The organism is Ruegeria sp. CDSC025 (assembly GCF_059610805.1).
Window position 1 is genome coordinate 1 of the sequence record NZ_JBXWOJ010000013.1, and the last position, 16777, is coordinate 16777.

General features: G+C 58.1%; 22 protein-coding genes. 9 read left to right on the top strand and 13 right to left on the bottom strand.

Annotated features, from left to right (window positions below; translation table 11 throughout):
* Positions 1-292 precede the first annotated feature (292 nt).
* Positions 293-1105, top strand: a complete 813-nt coding sequence (gene map / locus AC2FH8_RS16215) for a type I methionyl aminopeptidase (RefSeq protein WP_271952408.1) — start codon at positions 293-295, stop codon at positions 1103-1105.
* On the opposite strand, the gene AC2FH8_RS16220 is transcribed toward map, so the two are convergent.
* Genes AC2FH8_RS16220 through AC2FH8_RS16235 form a run of 4 tightly spaced genes read right to left on the bottom strand, consistent with a single transcriptional unit; the run spans position 1093 to position 3693 of the window.
* Positions 1093-1272 carry a hypothetical protein gene (locus AC2FH8_RS16220; RefSeq protein ID WP_496690245.1) on the bottom strand — a complete coding sequence of 60 codons (180 nt, stop codon included), beginning with the start codon at positions 1270-1272 and terminating at the stop codon, positions 1093-1095. The two genes, map and AC2FH8_RS16220, sit on opposite strands and share 13 nt — an antisense overlap.
* A 24-nt stretch (positions 1273-1296) precedes the next feature.
* Positions 1297-1944 (bottom strand): HAD family hydrolase, encoded by a 648-nt coding sequence (locus AC2FH8_RS16225; protein WP_496690246.1) that lies wholly within the window; start codon positions 1942-1944, stop codon positions 1297-1299.
* Positions 1925-2485: a 16S rRNA (guanine(966)-N(2))-methyltransferase RsmD gene (gene rsmD, locus AC2FH8_RS16230; protein ID WP_496690247.1), complete on the bottom strand. Its 561-nt coding sequence runs from the start codon at positions 2483-2485 to the stop codon at positions 1925-1927. The genes AC2FH8_RS16225 and rsmD overlap by 20 nt, the downstream gene beginning before the upstream one ends.
* Positions 2482-3693 carry an NAD(P)/FAD-dependent oxidoreductase gene (locus AC2FH8_RS16235; protein WP_496690248.1) on the bottom strand — a complete coding sequence of 404 codons (1212 nt, stop codon included), beginning with the start codon at positions 3691-3693 and terminating at the stop codon, positions 2482-2484. The genes rsmD and AC2FH8_RS16235 overlap by 4 nt, the downstream gene beginning before the upstream one ends.
* 99 nt (positions 3694-3792) lie before the next feature.
* On the opposite strand from AC2FH8_RS16235, the gene AC2FH8_RS16240 reads away from it, so the two are divergent.
* From AC2FH8_RS16240 to AC2FH8_RS16255, 4 genes are all read left to right on the top strand, one after another.
* The gene (locus AC2FH8_RS16240; RefSeq protein WP_142638675.1) at positions 3793-4278 is read left to right on the top strand and encodes a peroxiredoxin; all 486 of its coding nucleotides are present in this window, start codon (positions 3793-3795) and stop codon (positions 4276-4278) included.
* A 102-nt stretch (positions 4279-4380) separates the two neighbouring features.
* Positions 4381-4626, top strand: coding sequence for a glycine zipper 2TM domain-containing protein (locus tag AC2FH8_RS16245; RefSeq protein WP_271952399.1), 246 nt, complete (start codon positions 4381-4383; stop codon positions 4624-4626).
* An 11-nt stretch (positions 4627-4637) separates the two neighbouring features.
* Positions 4638-4982 carry an EF-hand domain-containing protein gene (locus AC2FH8_RS16250; protein ID WP_142638671.1) on the top strand — a complete coding sequence of 115 codons (345 nt, stop codon included), beginning with the start codon at positions 4638-4640 and terminating at the stop codon, positions 4980-4982.
* Positions 4983-5015: 33 nt separating this feature from the next.
* Complete coding sequence (locus AC2FH8_RS16255) at positions 5016-5327, top strand: hypothetical protein (RefSeq protein ID WP_142638669.1); 312 nt, start codon at positions 5016-5018, stop codon at positions 5325-5327.
* Here the strand turns inward: AC2FH8_RS16255 and AC2FH8_RS16260 are convergent.
* Genes AC2FH8_RS16260 through AC2FH8_RS16275 form a run of 4 tightly spaced genes read right to left on the bottom strand, consistent with a single transcriptional unit; the run spans position 5324 to position 8066 of the window.
* On the bottom strand, positions 5324-5617 hold the full coding sequence (locus tag AC2FH8_RS16260) for a 4a-hydroxytetrahydrobiopterin dehydratase (RefSeq protein WP_496690249.1): 294 nt from the start codon (positions 5615-5617) through the stop codon (positions 5324-5326). The two genes, AC2FH8_RS16255 and AC2FH8_RS16260, sit on opposite strands and share 4 nt — an antisense overlap.
* Positions 5614-6801: a GNAT family N-acetyltransferase gene (locus AC2FH8_RS16265; RefSeq protein WP_496690250.1), complete on the bottom strand. Its 1188-nt coding sequence runs from the start codon at positions 6799-6801 to the stop codon at positions 5614-5616. Before AC2FH8_RS16265 ends, AC2FH8_RS16260 begins: the two co-directional genes overlap by 4 nt.
* A 45-nt stretch (positions 6802-6846) precedes the next feature.
* The gene (locus tag AC2FH8_RS16270) at positions 6847-7614 is read right to left on the bottom strand and encodes a glycerophosphodiester phosphodiesterase family protein (RefSeq protein WP_282027653.1); all 768 of its coding nucleotides are present in this window, start codon (positions 7612-7614) and stop codon (positions 6847-6849) included.
* Positions 7611-8066, bottom strand: coding sequence for a RidA family protein (locus AC2FH8_RS16275; RefSeq protein WP_142638661.1), 456 nt, complete (start codon positions 8064-8066; stop codon positions 7611-7613). Before AC2FH8_RS16275 ends, AC2FH8_RS16270 begins: the two co-directional genes overlap by 4 nt.
* Before the next feature lie 345 nt (positions 8067-8411).
* Here AC2FH8_RS16275 and AC2FH8_RS16280 point away from each other — a divergent pair, with 345 nt between their 5' ends.
* Positions 8412-9182, top strand: coding sequence for an MlaA family lipoprotein (locus AC2FH8_RS16280; RefSeq protein ID WP_142638706.1), 771 nt, complete (start codon positions 8412-8414; stop codon positions 9180-9182).
* A complete protein-coding gene (locus AC2FH8_RS16285; protein WP_142638660.1) occupies positions 9172-9780 on the top strand; it encodes an MlaC/ttg2D family ABC transporter substrate-binding protein in 609 nt (202 codons plus the stop codon). The genes AC2FH8_RS16280 and AC2FH8_RS16285 overlap by 11 nt, the downstream gene beginning before the upstream one ends.
* Before the next feature lie 2 nt (positions 9781-9782).
* Here the strand turns inward: AC2FH8_RS16285 and AC2FH8_RS16290 are convergent, their stop codons facing one another.
* The 5 genes from AC2FH8_RS16290 to AC2FH8_RS16310 all read right to left on the bottom strand — a co-directional run bounded on the left by AC2FH8_RS16290 (position 9783) and on the right by AC2FH8_RS16310 (position 14374).
* Positions 9783-10115 carry a putative quinol monooxygenase gene (locus AC2FH8_RS16290; RefSeq protein WP_281973291.1) on the bottom strand — a complete coding sequence of 111 codons (333 nt, stop codon included), beginning with the start codon at positions 10113-10115 and terminating at the stop codon, positions 9783-9785.
* Between the two features lie 91 nt (positions 10116-10206).
* Positions 10207-11304, bottom strand: a complete 1098-nt coding sequence (locus tag AC2FH8_RS16295) for an ABC transporter ATP-binding protein (protein WP_142638656.1) — start codon at positions 11302-11304, stop codon at positions 10207-10209.
* A 4-nt stretch (positions 11305-11308) separates the two neighbouring features.
* Complete coding sequence (locus tag AC2FH8_RS16300; RefSeq protein WP_271952391.1) at positions 11309-12208, bottom strand: carbohydrate ABC transporter permease; 900 nt, start codon at positions 12206-12208, stop codon at positions 11309-11311.
* Complete coding sequence (locus AC2FH8_RS16305; protein ID WP_142638652.1) at positions 12201-13073, bottom strand: carbohydrate ABC transporter permease; 873 nt, start codon at positions 13071-13073, stop codon at positions 12201-12203. Before AC2FH8_RS16305 ends, AC2FH8_RS16300 begins: the two co-directional genes overlap by 8 nt.
* Positions 13074-13129: 56 nt before the next feature.
* Entirely contained in the window at positions 13130-14374 is a 1245-nt protein-coding gene (locus AC2FH8_RS16310) for an ABC transporter substrate-binding protein (RefSeq protein WP_271952389.1), read from the bottom strand.
* 214 nt (positions 14375-14588) lie between these two features.
* Here AC2FH8_RS16310 and AC2FH8_RS16315 point away from each other — a divergent pair, with 214 nt between their 5' ends.
* Together AC2FH8_RS16315 and AC2FH8_RS16320 are read left to right on the top strand one after the other, a co-directional pair.
* Entirely contained in the window at positions 14589-15326 is a 738-nt protein-coding gene (locus tag AC2FH8_RS16315) for a response regulator transcription factor (protein ID WP_142638648.1), read from the top strand.
* Complete coding sequence (locus AC2FH8_RS16320) at positions 15323-16774, top strand: sensor histidine kinase (protein WP_142638646.1); 1452 nt, start codon at positions 15323-15325, stop codon at positions 16772-16774. Before AC2FH8_RS16315 ends, AC2FH8_RS16320 begins: the two co-directional genes overlap by 4 nt.
* Positions 16775-16777 lie beyond the last annotated feature (3 nt).

The following is a 16777-nucleotide window of genomic DNA, read 5'->3' on the forward strand; positions in this document are numbered from 1 at the left end:
ATTTGCGCATCCGTAAGCCAGAAGAGATCAGACATGTTCACCGCTCGTTTTTGAACCGTGAATCACGCCGCAAAACGGAAATCAATGGGTCCTGACCCTAAGCCGACATTAGCGCCCCCCTCCGACTGGGCAATGTGCTCAGAAAAAGCACGCGCCCAACAAAGGCGATCCGACCAATCCTTGAAGCCACGGCATTGATCCCCATCTTAACCCGCGACCGTGCGCCCTCTGGTACTTTCTGCACAAGCAGCGTAAAAAGGGTGCTGCGCGAAATATTTGGAGCCTCGCATCGATGAAAGAGCATCGTGGCCGTCTGACCAAGGACGGTATCCGTATCTATGAACAGGGTGACTTTGCCGGCATGCAGGCGGCAGGGGCTTTGGCTGCGCGGATATTGGATGATATTGCCGATCATGTGTTCGTCGGCCAGACCACTGGCGCGATTGACGGGCTCATAACGCAGATGGTCGAGGATGCAGGCGCAACTTCGGCCACGATTGGATATAAGGGCTATCAGCATGCCAGCTGTATCAGCGTCAATCATGTGGTCTGCCACGGCATTCCCGGCGACAAAAAGCTGAAGGATGGCGATATCCTGAATATCGACGTGACCGTTATTGTCGACGGCTGGTTCGGGGATACCTCGCGCATGTATGTAGCGGGAAAGCTGCCGCGCAAAGCCGAACGGTTGATCCAGATCACTCATGATGCCCTGTTCAAGGGCATCGAGATGGTCAAACCCGGCAACACGTTCGGCGATATCGGCCACGCGATTCAATCATTTGTCGAGGCACACCGGATGAGCGTAGTCCGCGATTTTTGCGGCCACGGGCTGGGCCGGGTCTTCCATGCACCGCCAAACGTTCTGCACTATGGCCGTCCGGGCACTGGTGCGGTTCTGGAAGAGGGCATGTTCTTTACCATCGAACCGATGGTCAATCTGGGCCGCCCCGAGACCAAGACGCTGGCCGATGACTGGACCGCCGTGACGCGCGACAAATCACTGTCGGCACAGTTTGAACACTCGGTCGGTGTAACGGCAGATGGGGTCGAGATCTTTACCCTGTCGCCAGGCGGTAAGTACCACCCGACTTATTCTTCCTGATCCGCGGCCTGTTCCCATAGCAGCTTTAGCAGCAAGGTTTCCGGCCCCCATGGCGTGACCGCATCATGGATGAAAACCGGCGCGCGCAGAGGTGTGCGCTGGGGATCGGTTGCGGTGTCAGCCTCTTGCGGAAGTGACCAATTCGACGGGGTCAGTGCACGGTCCATGCCCCGCAGGGTAACATGACAGGGTCAAATCCCCAAAAGCGCCGGGACCTGCGTCATGTCAGAGAAGACTTCGCCCCCCGCAGCGGCCAGTTTTTCACCGCCACCATGCGGCGCATAGGCCAAACAGCGCATATGTGCCCTGCTTGCTGCGGTCAGGCCGCTGAGGCTGTCCTCGATCACCACGGGCTTTACGGCGTTGAAACGCTCAGCCGCTGTCAGAAACAATGTCGGGTCCGGCTTGGCCGTTCCCAGGACATGGGCCGAAAAGGCGACATCGCGAAACCGATCCCATAACCCGTTCTGACCCAAAGTGATCTGCATCTTGTCCGGGCTGCCGTTCGAGGCGACACAGAAAGGCAACCCGTTTGCTTCGAGAACCGCCAACAGGTCCGCCACGCCGGGCATCAGCTGAACGCCAAGGCGGAGCCGGTCATAGGTTTCCGCATAGACCTCATCAACCCAGCCTGTGGGCAGCTCCGCGCCCAGCGCCCTTGCCTTGTCCCGCACCCCGGTCATGGTGCCCCCAACGAACAGCTTCATACTGTCTTCGATTGTCAGGTTCAGGCCATAACGGGCAAGATTGTCGACCAGTACCTGATTGGACAGCGGCTCACTGTCGACCAGGACTCCGTCGCAATCGAAGATCACCAGATCATGCATCCGGATCGCCATTCCACATCAGGGTGATATGCGTATCGCCATATTTGCGGCTGTTTTGCAGGACGAATCCTTCGGGCGGCTGCATGGGCGCGTTTTCCTCCCAGACCACAAGGGCGCCTTGTGCGAACCAGTCCTCTGACAGGGCAGCAATCGCCTTTTGCCCAAGGGATTTACCATAGGGCGGGTCCAGAAAGATCAGGTCATAAGGCGCTGCAGGATTGGCCCCCAACCGCGTGGCGTCGCGACGGATCAGCTCGGTACAGTCAGAACTACGGGTCAGGTCGATATTCTTGCGGATCAGGCCCTGTGACACGCGGCCATCATCGACAAAGCTCACATGTGCCGCACCGCGCGACAAGGCCTCAAGCCCCAGCGCACCGGTGCCTGCGAACAGGTCCAACACGCGCAGTCCGTCAAAATCAATCTGATGGGCCAGTACGTTGAACAGGCTTTCGCGCACCCGGTCTGTGGTCGGGCGCAGATGCGCGCCGGCGTCCCCCTTGCCGACCGAGGCCAAAGCTCGGCCTCGGAAGGCTCCGGCGATGATCCTCACGCTCTGAGCAGCGGTTTCAGGTCCGCATCCGGGTCGGCCACAATAGCAGGATCAGCTGTTTTTCCGCTTTCAATCAGACGCTTACCAACCATATAGGCACGCGGATCGTTCATCGCGTCGACCGCGATCAGCTGATCGCCCTTATAGTACCAGAAGGACACGGTCTGCCCGTCACCATTGCGGGTCACCACCCGGTCATACCCGGTGTTCAGGCCCGCGATCTGCAGTTTGACGTCATACTGATCCGACCAGAACCACGGGGTCGCAGTATAATCCTTTGCCGCGCCCAACATGTTCTGGGCAACAATCTCGGCCTGATCAATCGCGTTTGGCACGCTTTCCAGACGGATACGCCCGCCAGCATGCGGGAATGAGGCGCAATCGCCCGCCGCCCAGATCGACGGATCAGAGGTGCGCCCATGCGCATCGGTCTTGATGCCATTGTCCAGCTCAAGCCCGGCCATCTCGGCCAGTTGGGTTGCAGGAGCGATGCCAACGCCGACAACAACGAAATCGACCGCCAGTTCTGTTCCATCGGTCAGCACCGCGCCAGTGACCTTGCCGTTTTCACCCAGCAAACGGTCCAACCCGACGCCTTCGCGGATATCGGCGCCATATTCGGAATGCAGCGTTCTGAAATAGTCACTGGTTTCAGGGGCGGCGACCCGTTGCAGAATGCGGTCGGCCATTTCAACCAGGGTCACCTTGACCCCGCGCTTGGCGCAAACGGCTGCGGCCTCAAGCCCGATGTATCCCCCACCCACGATCAAAGCGCGCGCACCTTCAGAGACGAAGGGTTCCATTTCGTCCACATGGGCCAGATCGCGCACCACATGCACGCCGTCCAGATCGCCGCCAATAGCAGCGGGAAGGCGGCGCGGGTCCGATCCGGTGGTCAGGGCCAGCTCATCATAGGCAACAACCTGATCGCCCAGCGTTACTGTCTTGGCCTGCGGGTCGATGTCGGTCACGCGCTGACCAAGGCGCAGGGTGATATTGTTATCGGTATAGAAGTTTTCGGGGCGCAGGAACAGGCGCTCTAGCCCCATCTCACCCAGAAGATAGGCCTTGGACAAAGGTGGTCTCTGATAGGGCAAATGCGGCTCCACGCCGATCAGAGTAATCTCGCCGTCGAACCCATCTTTGCGCAGCCGGGCGACAAGCGAAGCACCTGCCTGGCCGGCGCCAATCACGACAATATGGCTCATATTCCCCTCACCCTGTCGAATTCCCGTGGTCACTTTTGTTAGCTCACCTATATTGCGGCTAGGCCCGACTCTGCAAATCCAAATGACAGGAGCGAAAAAATGATTTCAACAGGTGACACTCTGCCCGACGCCACATTGACCCAAATGGGGGCAAATGGCCCTGAAGAGGTCCGCGTTTCGGACAAGACCAAAGGGCGCAAGGTTGTCATTTTCGCCGTGCCCGGCGCCTATACCGGCACGTGCACAACGGCGCATGTTCCAAGCTTTATGCGTACCAAAGACCAGTTCGATGCAAAAGGCGTGGAAGAAATCATCTGCATCTCGGTCAACGATCCCTTTGTCATGAGCGCCTGGGGCGAGTCCACCGGCGCAACTGCGACTGGCCTAACCATGTTGGCCGATGCGGCGTCTGAATTCACCAAAGCCATCGGGATGGATTTCGACGCCCCGCCCGTTGGTCTGATCGGCAGGTCCAAGCGCTATGCGATGCTGGTCGAAGACGGCAAAGTGGTCGCCATGAACCTGGAGGAAAATCCCGGCGTCTGCGAGATATCCGCAGGTGAAGGGCTGTTAGAGGTTATCTGACCTGATCTGGCCCCAGTGCCGCTGGGGCCATTTTCGCAATTTAACTTGCGGCACTCTCATGATGGGCGAATACTTGGTACATATTCATCAGGGAGTTTGTTTATGAACCTAAAGACATTTACCTTTCTTTTAGGTCTGACCGGCGCACTTGGCGCTTGTGGACCAGCCCCTACCCCGCAGCAACAGGCCGCACGACAGCATGAGATCGCCTGCCTGAGCGGCACAGTGGGTGGTGCCTTGCTGGGCGGCGTCATCGGCAATCAGTTTGGCGGCGGTTCCGGGAAAACCATCCTGACGGCAGCGGGTGCTGCGGTCGGCGGCGTTGAAGGTCAGAGGTTCGCATGTTGAGAGGGATGAAGATGAAAACCGCAATCGTCCTGTCGATGTTGTCCCTGGCGGGTGCCGCAACGGCCGAAACCGTGGCAGAGCTGCATGAGAATGAGCTTAAGGCCATCGACACCAATAATGACGGCTTCCTGTCGAAAGATGAGTTCGACGCCTTTTCCGACTATGCGTTCCAGACGATGGATGAGGACAAGAACGGCACATTGGGCCTGGATGAAGCCAAGCCGTTTCTGGATATAAAGCAATTCCAAAAGGTTGACCGGGACCGGGATAGTAATATTTCAAGAACGGAATACGATCAGCATATGACCGAAGATTTTATTTCTGCCGATCAGAACAGCAACGGTCAACTGGATTAGGCTCTGCGGCCCTGGACCAGACAGGAGTATGCAATGACCAAATGGAGCGCTCTTTTTGCGCTGGGGTTGCTTGCGGCATGTGATGTGCCGCAGGCCCCTGTTGTGACCGGCCCTGATGGCCAATCGAGGATTGAGATCAGCGCCACTGGCCTGACCTGCTATGACCGGCGTTGTCTCGACATCAACCCCGCAGCACGGTCCGTGCGCATGATCGGCAACAGAACTACCCGGATACCTGCCGAAATCGACGTTAGTGACAACCTGGTCACCCCAGCCGAGTTCAGGCGGCTGGGTCAGGTTGCCAGCCTTGCCGGTGGTGTCGGATCACGCGGTGACAGCGGCTAGACCAGGCTGTCCATCTTGCGGGCCAGTTTGGCGTCAAGCGCCGAAAGCCCGCCGACATCATGGGTGGACAGCGTCACCTCGACCGTGCGGTAGACATTGAACCATTCGGGATGATGGTTCCATTTCTCGGCAAACATGGACACTTGGGTCATCCAGCCAAAGGCGTGGACGAAATCTTCGAAGGTAAAGGTCTTGGTGATCGCATCCCGGTCCTTGACCATGGTCCAGCCGCTTTTGAACAGCGGGTCCAGCAAGGGGCCACGGGTCTCGGTCGACAGAAGTTCAGTCATTGGTGTTCCTCCGGGTTCGACTTTCTGAACGGGCCATAATCAGTCAGAATCTCGATTTCTTCTCCCACTGCTTGGGCCTCGGCGTCCAGATATTTTTTGATCGCATCGGCAAAGCTGGGGTCATTGACCCAGTGCAGGCTGTGCGTGCGCGTGGGAAGATAGCCGCGCGCCAGCTTGTGTTCGCCCTGCGCCCCAGCCTCGACCCGAGCCAGGCCTTGCGCAATGGCAAAGTCGATTGCCCTATAATAGCACAGTTCGAAATGCAGGCAGGCATGATGTTCGACGCAGCCCCAGTAACGGCCATAAAGCGTTTCGCGCCCGATAAAGTTCAGCGCCCCCGCAATCGGATACCCGCCGCGCTCGGCCAGCACCAATGCCATGTCATCCGCCATGGTTTCTTGCGCAATATCAAAGAACTGCCGCGTCAGATAGGGCACGCCCCATTTCCGAGCGCCGGTATCCTGATAGAACTCCCAGAACGCGTCCCAATGTTCGGGGCGCAGGTCATCACCGGTCAACGCGCGGATTTCGCCGCCAAAGGCGCAGGCCTGCGCGCGTTCCTTGCGGATGTTCTTGCGTTTGCGCGAGGACAAAGCGGCCAGAAATCCATCGAAATCCGCATACCCGTCGTTTAGCCAGTGAAATTGCTGGGAATGGCGCAGCATCAGGCCCATCTGTTCGCCCGCCAACGCCTCATCTTCAGTGCAAAAGGTCGTATGGACCGACGATACCTGATTATCCGCGGCCAGCTGCACCGCCCCCTGTACCAAGGCGGACATGCCCACCGCCTGATATCCCGGCCGCAGCAGAAAGCGGCGCCCGGTGGCCGGGGTGAACGGCACGGCAATCTGCAGTTTGGGATAATACCGCCCGCCGGCGTTTTCATAGGCATGCGCCCAGTTGTGGTCGAAAATATATTCGCCCTGACTATGCGATTTGGCGTACATCGGGGCGGCCCCGATCAACATTCCGTCCAGATAAACCGTCAGGTATTGCGGCTGCCAACCGGTACCCGGCCCGACCGACCCGCTTTCCTCCAAAGCCAAAAGAAAGCGATGAGTGGTAAAGGGATCAAGCGGACGGCCCCCATCCGCAGCCTCGGGGCAGGCACAGCTGTCCCACTCTGCCGCAGTAATCTGCGAGAGCGATCCAAGTACCCGAACCTCGATTTGTGCCTGATCCATGTGCCCTCTGCGTTTGATCTTTATCTGTGACGTAAGGGGCGCGGTTCAACCCGGATGCGCGGCTAAGTACCCTTCGAAAGTCACATTATCGGCAATCTTGCGAGCCTCGGCCTCTTGCGCGGCCGAGCGAACGGTCCAGCACAGGACCGGAACACCCTGCGCCTTCAGCTCGGCAACCCTTGGGCGGGACAAGTCTTCGGCTTCGTGGCTGATGAAACTGGCCCCGACCCTTGCGAAATCCGGGATGTCCCGCAGGTAATCGCACACCGCCGCAGGCAAAAGTTCGACTCTGGGCTGATACGAACAGGTCGTGATCCCCCTGGGCAAATGCGGCGCCAACCGCGCCAGTTCAGCCACCGAATTGGGGTTGAACGACATCAGCGCCACCGGACCTTCATAACCCTCAAGGGCTCGTACAGTATCGCGCTCGAGCGGGCCCACATTCGGGCCCATCACACCGTCCTGATCCTTAAGCTCGATCAGCAGGGGCACCTTGCCCGCCACGATTTCCAGCACATCATCCAGTGTCGGAATACCGTCATCAGCGTGCAACAGCTGTGTCTCGGACGCTACCTGCGCCGAAATCTGCCGAACTGGCCCCGGTCGCCCGGTCAGTCGCCCCAGGTCATAGTCGTGAAAGACCAAAGCCCGGTTGTCGGCGCTCAACTGCAGATCAATCTCAATCCCGTAACCGGCCTTAACAGCGGCACGAACCGCCGCCCGGCTGTTTTCCGGGCGGTTGTCCAATTTGTCGTGCAGGGCCCGATGCGTGATCGGGGCCTGTAGGAACGTAGCGGGCAGTACCGGGGTCATGCGATCTCGAAGATGCCTTCGATCTCAACCGCGACGCCCAAAGGCAACGACGCTGCACTCACGGCCGAGCGCGAATGGCGACCAGCCTCGCCCAGCGCCTCGACCAGAAAGTCCGACGCACCATTGATCACCTGCGGCTGGTCGGTGAAATCGGCGGTTGAATTCACGAACCCTGTCAGTTTGATCACACGCACCAGCTTTTCTATATCGCCACCGCAAGCAGCCTTGACCTGCGCCAGAAGATTGATCGCGCAGACCTTGGCGGCCGCAGCACCCGCTGCAACATCCATGTTATCACCCAGCTTGCCGGTGATCAGTTCCGCATCCTTGGAAATCTGTCCTGAAACGTAGACGATATTGCCGACCCGCACGAAAGGCACATAGTTGGCGGCGGGCGCCGGCCCGTCCGGCAGACTGATTCCCAGGCTTTCCAGTTTTGCTGCGATACTCATCGGTTGATCCTCACCTGATATAGACTCGGCCGGACGCTATCCGGGATCGTTCGGCTGGAAAAGTGTGAAACCAGTAAAACTGCGGTCAGTGGCGTATTAAGCGTAACTTCTCTTATCCCGAGGTGTTGAACTTGTGTCACTTTACCTGATGCAGTCGGCCGGGTTAAACGCGAACTGTTTCAAAATGGGCCCAAAACCTTTATGTGACGACAGATTGAGCCGCAAAATGGCCGCAGGCATTATTGATTGAGCGTCCAGCCCCACTCACAAAACGGCTGGCGCGTTTGGAGTTGAAATACCGTGTTGAGCAAGATCAGATTCAAGCCCCTGATTGTCGTGACCCTGATGACCGTTCTTGGCGCTTGCGCGTCCCAACCCGCCGATCAGGCCGCGCGCGGCGATACTTTCGATCCCTACGAGAATACAAACCGCGGCATTCACAAGTTCAATCTGGGCGTCGACCGGTTCCTGTTCCGTCCGGCCTCGAAGGGCTATGTGAAGATCGTGCCCGATCCGATGGTGACCAGTTTCAACCATTTTGCCGAAAACCTGACTATGCCGGGTCAGGCTCTGGATTATCTGCTGCAGGGCAATCTGAAGCAGTCGGGCAATGCCCTACTGCGGTTCCTCATCAATACGACCGTTGGTGGCGCGGGTCTGTCTGACCCGGCCAGCGAATTGAACCTGCCGCCCGTGGATACCGATTTCGGTGAAACCCTGCACGTCTGGGGTTTTGGCGAAGGCGCCTATGTGGAATTGCCCTTCTATGGCCCCTCAACATCCAGGGATGCGGTCGGCGTCGTCGTCAACCTGTTTTCGAACCCGATCAACTTCACACCAGTGCGCCCGGTTGAGAATATCGGCGTCTACGCCGAAATCGTAAGGCGGATGGGCGACCGTGGACGGTTCTCGGACACAGTCGATTCCATCCTCTATGAAAGTGCTGACAGCTATAAGCAGGCACAAACAATTTACCTGCAAAATCGACGTTTCGAACTGGCACGCGATGATGAGGACGCCTATCTGGGATTGTATGACGATCCCTATGCAGATATCGGGACCGACCCTGTCAGAGACCCCTACCTTGACCCCTACGAGGATCCATATGCCGAGTAATTATTTGAAGAGAAGAGAGTTTATTGCATCTGGCATCGCCGGCCTGGCGCTAGCCACCCTCCCTTTGCCAAGCTTTGCACAGACAGAGGCCAGTGCAAAAGCGTTGGTCGTTAGCGTTGTGGATGACATCAACCGCGTCATCAGTTCGGGAAAATCCGAAAAGAGCATGATCCGCGATTTTGAAAAGATCTTCGTGCAATATGCCGACGTTCCGATCATGGCCCGCTATGTGCTGGGGGCCGATGGCCGCTCGGCCAGTGCGTCACAGATAAAGCAGTTCACCGACGCGTTTCAGGGCTATATCTCGAACAAATACGGACGTCGCTTTCGCGAGTTCATTGGCGGCGAGGTGACCGTTCGAAATGCGCGCAAGATCAAAGCCGGATACGAGGTGCGTACCTCGGTCAAGCTGCAGGGCTCCTCGCCCTTTGAGGTGACCTTCCTGGTGTCCGACAAATCCGGCCGCGACAAATTCTTCAACATGTTTATCGAAGGCGTGAACATGCTGCTGACCGAACGTACCGAGATTGGCGCCATGCTGGACGCGCGCGGCGGTGATCTGAACCGTCTGATCAAGGATATGAAGCGAACCGGGTGAATTCACAGCGATTTGCTGCAGTCAAAACTTTCAAATCCGATCGTAGTTTCGACCAGTTCGGCCTCATAGTGTGCGATCATTGGCATTGCAATGGGTTCGATCTGGTCATTCCAGACCGCCTCACCATAGAAGCTGTCCTTTATCCTGTCGCGTTCTTCCAACGAAGAAAACGCGCGCATCCAATGCACTTTGTCAGGATTTTCCAGGTCTCTGAGCGGCCCAAACACAAGCATTCCTGCATCCCGCAACGCAGCGCGATTGTGTTTCTCAAAGAATTCTATGAACGCTTCTCGGCGGCCCGGTTTTAGTGTGTAATGTCGAATTTCCAGTATCATCATATACCCCGGGCAATCTCGTTGGCCTGACATGGCGTCAGTACTTGGCGAAATTGCCCGAGTTTAGCAAGAACAAGTCCTGCGCAGTGCGCTAGTTCAACCGCTCGCCGGTTTCCTTGGCAAAATAGGACACTTTGCTCATGTCAAAGGCCAGGTTCAGCTCTTGTCCGGCCTGGGCGCTGGTTTCCGCGTGCAGGCGCGCAGTGACCTGTTTGCCGCCCAGTTCGGACACTACATAGGTGTCAGCTCCGGCAGGTTCGACCATGTCGACCATGCAAACCGCTTCCTGCACGCCGTCCCCGGCGCGGAAACCGGCTTCGGCGATATCCTCGGGGCGCAGGCCCAGAATGACATCCTGCGGCAGTGACAGATCACGGGCATCCTTCAGGACTAGCGTTTCACCCGATGACCGCTCGATGGCAATTTCGGTGCCTGTGCCGTTCTTGGTTGCCTTTGCAGGGATCAGGTTCATCGCAGGTGAGCCCATGAAATCAGCCACGAACAGGTTGGCAGGGTTGTTATAGATCTCGGCCGGGCTGCCGATCTGCTGCACGATCCCGCCTTTCAGAACCACAATCTTGGTGGCCAGCGTCATCGCCTCGATCTGGTCGTGGGTCACATAAACGATAGAGGCATCCAGAGTCTGGTGCAGCTTCTTGATTTCTGTCCGCATCTCGACCCGCAGCTTGGCGTCGAGATTCGACAGCGGCTCGTCAAACAGGAACAGTTTGGGGTCGCGCACCAGCGCCCGTCCCATCGCCACCCGCTGACGTTGACCACCGGACAGCTGGCTGGGACGGCGGTTCAGCAGCGGTTCGATTTGCAGCAGCGCGGCCACGTCCTTTAGCTTAGCGTCCATCGTAGCCTGATCCACGCCGCGCACTTTCATGCCAAAGGTAATGTTCTTGGCCACCGACATGGTTGGGTACAGGGCGTAGGACTGAAACACCATGGCGATGTCCCGGTCCTTAGGGCTGACATGGGTCATGTCTTTGCCACCAATGGCCAGCGTACCGCCGGTGATCGGTTCCAGCCCGGCAATACAGTTCAGCAGGGTGGATTTACCACAGCCCGATGGGCCGACCAGCACCAGAAAGTCGCCCGGTTCGATCGAGATGTTGATATCCTTCAGGATCTCGGTTGCGCCGTAGTTCTTGTACAGCTTGTTGATATCAAGGATGGGAGCCATCATTCTATCCCTTCACAGAGCCAGCGGTCAGGCCGCGGATGAAATACTTACCGGCAACGACATAGACGAGCAGCGTCGGCAGACCCGCGATGATCGCGGCGGCCATGTCGACATTGTATTCTTTGACGCCGGTGGTGGAGTTTACGATGTTGTTAAGCGCCACGGTCACAGGCTGTGTGCCCGCCTGGCTGAACGACACGCCGAACAAGAAATCATTCCAGATCTGCGTGAATTGCCAGATCACGGTTACAACGATGATCGGCAGTGACAGTGGCAGGAAGATCGACCAGAAAATCCGCAGGAACCCGGCCCCATCGACGCGGGCGGCCTTGGTCAGCTCGGCCGGGATAGAGACATAATAGTTGCGGAAAAACAGCGTGGTAAAGCCAAGCCCGTAGATAACGTGGACAAAGATCAGGCCCGGAATGGTTCCGGCAATGCCCATCATGCCCAGCAGGCGCGCCATCGGCAGCAGCACGACCTGAAACGGGATGAAGCAGCCAAACAGCATCAGCGAAAAGATGATGTTCGCCCCTTTGAACCGCCACTGCGCGACAACATAACCATTCAGCGCGCCCAGCAGGGTCGAGATGGCCACCGCAGGCACCGCAATCAGGACCGAGTTCCAGAAGTAAGGCCGCAGACCTTCGCATTGGATACCCGTGCAGGCGCCCGACCAAGCGGTTTTCCAGGCCTCGAAACTCACCTCACGCGGTAACGATATCAGGCTACCGGTACGGATTTCCTCAAGACTTTTGAGCGATGTCGTCAACATCACAAATAATGGCATCAGGTAATACAGCGCGAACAGGCACAGCACCACGTAAAGCAGCCAGCGCAGGGCGATTTTGCTCATGTTACTTTGGCTGCGGGTTTGGGTGTGGGGCATCGACAGATCAGTCATTTTTAGCCCTCAATTCTGAGTAGAGATAAGGAACCACGATGGCAAAGACGACCAGCATCATGATCATCGCGGAAGATGCCGCCTGGCCGATATCGCCGCGCGAAAAGGCCATCGCATACATGTAGGTGGCGGGCAGATCGGTCGCATAGCCCGGACCGCCTCCGGTCAGGGCGATGACAAGGTCAAAGCTTTTGATTGCCAGATGCGCCAACACGATGAAAGCGGACAGGAAAATCGGGGCCATCGACGGGATGATGATCGCGGTATAGATACGCCATGTTGGAATACCATCGACCTGTGCGGCCTTGATGATCTCGCCATCGACCGAGCGCAGACCGGCCAGAAACAGCGCCATCACAAAGCCCGAGCTCTGCCAGAGTGCAGCGATCACAATAGTGTAGATCGCGTAATCGGGGTTCACCAGCCAATCGAATTCGAAGTTGGGAAAGCCCCAACCCTGCACCATGGACTCAATCCCCAGACCGGGGTTCAGGATCCACTTCCACGCCGTGCCCGTGACGATCATCGACAGCGCCATGGGGTAGAGATAGATTGTTCGGATCGCTCCTTCGACGCGGATTTTCTGATCCAGCAGGATGGCCAGCAGCAGGCCCAGCAGCATCGCGATCACGATGAACAGAGTACCAAAGATATACAGGTTGCCAATCGCCGTATCCCAGCGAGGAGAGTCGAACAGGCGCTCATACTGGATGAAGCCATGGATCTCGTATTTCGGCAGCAGTTTTGAGCGTGTAAGCGACACCCATGCGGTCCATCCGATAAATCCGTAGACAAAGATCAATACGGCGATGAACGACGGTGCCAGCACCACCTTGGGCAGGTGGTTTTCCAGCCATTCGGACATGTTTTCCTCCGGGGAAAGATGCTCTGCCCCACATCTTGGGGGCAGAGCGTATTGGATCAGTAGCTGTTGGCCACCGCGTCCGCCAGTTGCTGAACCGCGTCAGCCGAGGACATATCCGAGTTGAAATGCGCGGTCACAACATCTGTGATCGCACCAGCCTGCGACCCGCGCAGCGCCATGCCATGGGCATAAGACGGCAGCAGTGAACCACCTGCCGAGGTCGAGCCCATGTCTTCGGCCGAGATTTGCGCGCAGATGTCAAAGGCATCCAGCGACACATCGGTCCGGGCCGGGATCGAACCTTTGTTCAGGTTGAACACTTCCTGAAAGTTCGGTGCAACAATCAGCTTGGCCAGCAATTCCTGACCGGCGCGATTGTCGTCGCCCTCAACCTCGAACATGGCAAAACTGTCGACGTTATACAGATATCCATCGCCGGGGGTCGAGGCGCAGAGGAAATCCTCACCAGGCTTCTTGCCCGCTGCCAGGAATTCGCCCTTGGCCCAGTCACCCATGATCTGAAAGGCCGCTTCGCCGTTCATCACCATCGCGGTGGCAAGGTTCCAGTCGCGACCCGAGAAATTCTCGTCCACATAACCACGCAGGGTGCGCATTTGGTCAAAGACCTGGATCATTGTGTCCGAGGTCAACGCCTCGGGGTCCAGATCGACCAGGGCTTTCTGATAGAATTCCGGTCCGCCAAGACCCAGCGCGACGGCTTCGAAAACCGTAGCGTCCTGCCAGGCCTGACCGCCATGCGCCAGCGGGATCACACCGGCGGCCTGCAGTTTTTCGGCTGCGGCGTTGAACTCGTCCCATGTGGTCGGCATCTCAATTCCGTTTGCGGCCAGCACATCGGCATTGGCCCAAATCCAGTCGATGCGGTGAACGTTCACCGGCGCCGCGCACCAAGTGCCTTCGCACATCATGTGACCGGCGATCGACGCGGGTAGAACCTCGGCCCAGCCCTCGGCGGCGGCCACGTTCGAGATATCGGCCAGTACGCCCTCTTCATACCATTCCTGAATCGCCGGGCCTTTCAGCTGAACCGCTGTCGGCGCGTTGCCTGCCAGAACCCGCGCCCGCAGCGCTGTCATGGCCGCATCACCGCCGCCGCCTGCGACAGGCATATCGGTCCATGTGCCCCCGTTCGAGGCAAACTCTTCCTGAAGCACGGCCACCGATTTGGCCTCGCCACCGGATGTCCACCAATGCAAGACCTCCGCCTGTGGTTCGGCCACCACAGATGATCCGGCTGCGACGGCCAATGCGGACACAGTCGCAAAAGAAAATCGTTTCATGTTTTCTCCTCCCTGAGAATTCGGTGCCAGTCAAAATGGCAATGCCGCAATACTGTGTCCCTATCTGAGTCTGACAACGCTAAATCCGGGCCAATACCCGGGAATGGCGCAAATTTTCACCGCTTTTGTTACAGCGTGTTACGTTAGCATTGAATCTGTTTCCGTTCGTTACAATGGACGAAGTTTGGGGCCAGAGAACAGGAGGACGAACACTGTGAGCATTCCGCGGCTGTTGGTGGTGGATGACGACCCTGAAATGCGGTCGATGATGACCCAGTTCCTGCAACAGAATGGCTTCATTGCGCTGCCCGCCAGTTCCGAAAGCGAAATCCGCGCCCATCTCAAGTCGGGTCGGATCGACCTGATTCTGTTGGATGTGATGCTGGGGGATGAAAACGGCGTTGATATCTGTGCCCGCCTGCGGGCCGAACAGGACGTGCCGATCATTCTGGTCTCGGCCTTGTCCGCCGATCATCAACGCATGGCCGGGTATGAGGTGGGCGCCGACGATTACATCGCCAAGCCTTTTAATCCGCAACTGATGCTGGCTCGCGTACGCGCCGTCATGCAACGGGCGCGTCGTACACCTTCGCTTGCCTATCGCCGCCGCACCCGCTCCTTTAGGTTTGACGGCTGGCTCTATGACGGCAAACGGGACGAAGTGCATTCGCCCGACGGATATCTGGTATCCCTGTCGCAGCGAGAAACAGCAATGCTCAAGGTTTTTCTGGCCAACCCGCATATTCCCCTGACCCGGGATGAAATCGCCGCGGCCCTGGATGTAACAGGCGCTAATGACAAGAGCGAAGGCCAGGGACGCGCCATCGACATGCTGGTCGGGCGGCTGCGATCCAAGATCGAAGCCAACCCCAAAGACCCGCAAATGCTGAAGACCGAACGCGGTGTGGGCTATATCTTTGCCGCAGAGGTGTCTGTGGACGAAACCGCATGACCGTCCGCGCCACGCGCCTGCGCAGCCTGGGCTGGATCTGGACCTGCGCCGCTTTTACCTCGGGGTTGCTGGCCGCAGGCCTTTGGTTCGCCTCGGCCCGGGCATGGCAGGAATTCCAGACCCGTGCATATGTTGCCGGGTTCGCTATTTACGAGGATTTGCGCATCGGTAAATCCCCACCGCCAGGCATCTCCATCGTACCATTGCCGCCCAAAGCAGCCAGCCTGGCGGATGCCGGGCAGTTTGAGCAACTTCCCGGGTTTTCGGATCGCAGCTTTGTCACCAACCTGTCGATCCTGACTGACAGCTCAGCACCCGTTTCAGGCCGAGAGCTGACGCTGGCTGTGATGTCAGACCGGCTGGTTTACCCGGTGTCCGACATCCTCTCCGGCATCGACCAGACCGGCCCTGAGAAAATGGGCAACCTGACCCGGCTTTTGGCGACCTATTGCAGCGAACCGATACTGATCGCCCGCTATGGGCGCGGCGCATGGCAACAGGTGGACGGGACAGATATCTGGGGATGCCGTGCAGCCCCAACCGACCTGCGTCTGCCTACGATTCTGGTCGCTATTGTCGCGCTGGCGGTGATCCTGACCTCGGTGGGCAATGTATCAGACAGTTTCACCCGCTTTTCTACTGCCTTGCGCGACCGCAAAAGGCGGGGTGGGCCGAACAGTTATGAGGCCGATGGCCCGGCCGAACTGCGCGACATCGTCTCTGCCGTGAACGAGCATCTGGACGCAGAGCGCATGCAACTGGAAAAGCGCGCCACTGTTTTATCGGGTGTCAGCCACGATCTGGGCACCCCGGCCACCCGCGTCCGGCTGCGTGCCGCATTGATCCCAGATGCCGAGCTGCGCGAAAAACTTGAGGCCGATGTCGATCAGATGACCGGCATGATCGAAAGCGTTCTGACCTACACACGGTCCGAGCTGAGCATCGAAGAACCGCGGCAGATTTCACTGACGTCGCTGGTCGAGGCTCTGGTCGCGGACTATCAGGATATGGGACTGCCGGTGACCCTGAAAAAGCTGGCCCCAGTGGCGGTACAGGGCGGCACGTCCGTTTTCATGTCGCGCCGAGGGCATGGATCCCTGCCCGAGACCCGGCGGATACTGGTCGTTGGCAGGCCAATTTCGCTAAAGCGCGCCCTGACCAACCTGATCGACAATGCGCTGAAATATGGGCGCCATGCCGAGGTTCAGCTGGAAACCGATGCCAAAATAGCAACCATCACCGTCGAGGACAAAGGGGCCGATCTGTCCGTCTCGGATATCGAAGCCCTGATGGCCCCGTTCCGGCGCGGGTCAAACTCCGGGTCTTCGGATGGGTTTGGTCTGGGACTGACAATCGCGGCGACAATCGCGGAACAGCATGGCGGCACCCTCAGCTTCGAAGCAGGAGAGCAAGGCCTGCGCGCACGTCTGCAGATCACCAGGCAGTGACGA

Excerpts from the sequence above, each read along its gene's own strand:
- map (WP_271952408.1), top strand. The coding sequence starts at position 293 with ATGAAAGAGCATCGTGGCCGTCTGACCAAGGACGGTATCCGTATCTAT.
- AC2FH8_RS16220 (WP_496690245.1), bottom strand. The coding sequence starts at position 1,272 with ATGGACCGTGCACTGACCCCGTCGAATTGGTCACTTCCGCAAGAGGCT.
- AC2FH8_RS16225 (WP_496690246.1), bottom strand. The coding sequence starts at position 1,944 with ATGGCGATCCGGATGCATGATCTGGTGATCTTCGATTGCGACGGAGTC.
- AC2FH8_RS16235 (WP_496690248.1), bottom strand. The coding sequence starts at position 3,693 with ATGAGCCATATTGTCGTGATTGGCGCCGGCCAGGCAGGTGCTTCGCTT.
- AC2FH8_RS16240 (WP_142638675.1), top strand. The coding sequence starts at position 3,793 with ATGATTTCAACAGGTGACACTCTGCCCGACGCCACATTGACCCAAATG.
- AC2FH8_RS16245 (WP_271952399.1), top strand. The coding sequence starts at position 4,381 with ATGAACCTAAAGACATTTACCTTTCTTTTAGGTCTGACCGGCGCACTT.
- AC2FH8_RS16250 (WP_142638671.1), top strand. The coding sequence starts at position 4,638 with ATGAAAACCGCAATCGTCCTGTCGATGTTGTCCCTGGCGGGTGCCGCA.
- AC2FH8_RS16255 (WP_142638669.1), top strand. The coding sequence starts at position 5,016 with ATGACCAAATGGAGCGCTCTTTTTGCGCTGGGGTTGCTTGCGGCATGT.
- AC2FH8_RS16260 (WP_496690249.1), bottom strand. The coding sequence starts at position 5,617 with ATGACTGAACTTCTGTCGACCGAGACCCGTGGCCCCTTGCTGGACCCG.
- AC2FH8_RS16265 (WP_496690250.1), bottom strand. The coding sequence starts at position 6,801 with ATGGATCAGGCACAAATCGAGGTTCGGGTACTTGGATCGCTCTCGCAG.
- AC2FH8_RS16270 (WP_282027653.1), bottom strand. The coding sequence starts at position 7,614 with ATGACCCCGGTACTGCCCGCTACGTTCCTACAGGCCCCGATCACGCAT.
- AC2FH8_RS16275 (WP_142638661.1), bottom strand. The coding sequence starts at position 8,066 with ATGAGTATCGCAGCAAAACTGGAAAGCCTGGGAATCAGTCTGCCGGAC.
- AC2FH8_RS16280 (WP_142638706.1), top strand. The coding sequence starts at position 8,412 with ATGACCGTTCTTGGCGCTTGCGCGTCCCAACCCGCCGATCAGGCCGCG.
- AC2FH8_RS16285 (WP_142638660.1), top strand. The coding sequence starts at position 9,172 with ATGCCGAGTAATTATTTGAAGAGAAGAGAGTTTATTGCATCTGGCATC.
- AC2FH8_RS16290 (WP_281973291.1), bottom strand. The coding sequence starts at position 10,115 with ATGATACTGGAAATTCGACATTACACACTAAAACCGGGCCGCCGAGAA.
- AC2FH8_RS16295 (WP_142638656.1), bottom strand. The coding sequence starts at position 11,304 with ATGGCTCCCATCCTTGATATCAACAAGCTGTACAAGAACTACGGCGCA.
- AC2FH8_RS16300 (WP_271952391.1), bottom strand. The coding sequence starts at position 12,208 with ATGACTGATCTGTCGATGCCCCACACCCAAACCCGCAGCCAAAGTAAC.
- AC2FH8_RS16305 (WP_142638652.1), bottom strand. The coding sequence starts at position 13,073 with ATGTCCGAATGGCTGGAAAACCACCTGCCCAAGGTGGTGCTGGCACCG.
- AC2FH8_RS16310 (WP_271952389.1), bottom strand. The coding sequence starts at position 14,374 with ATGAAACGATTTTCTTTTGCGACTGTGTCCGCATTGGCCGTCGCAGCC.
- AC2FH8_RS16320 (WP_142638646.1), top strand. The coding sequence starts at position 15,323 with ATGACCGTCCGCGCCACGCGCCTGCGCAGCCTGGGCTGGATCTGGACC.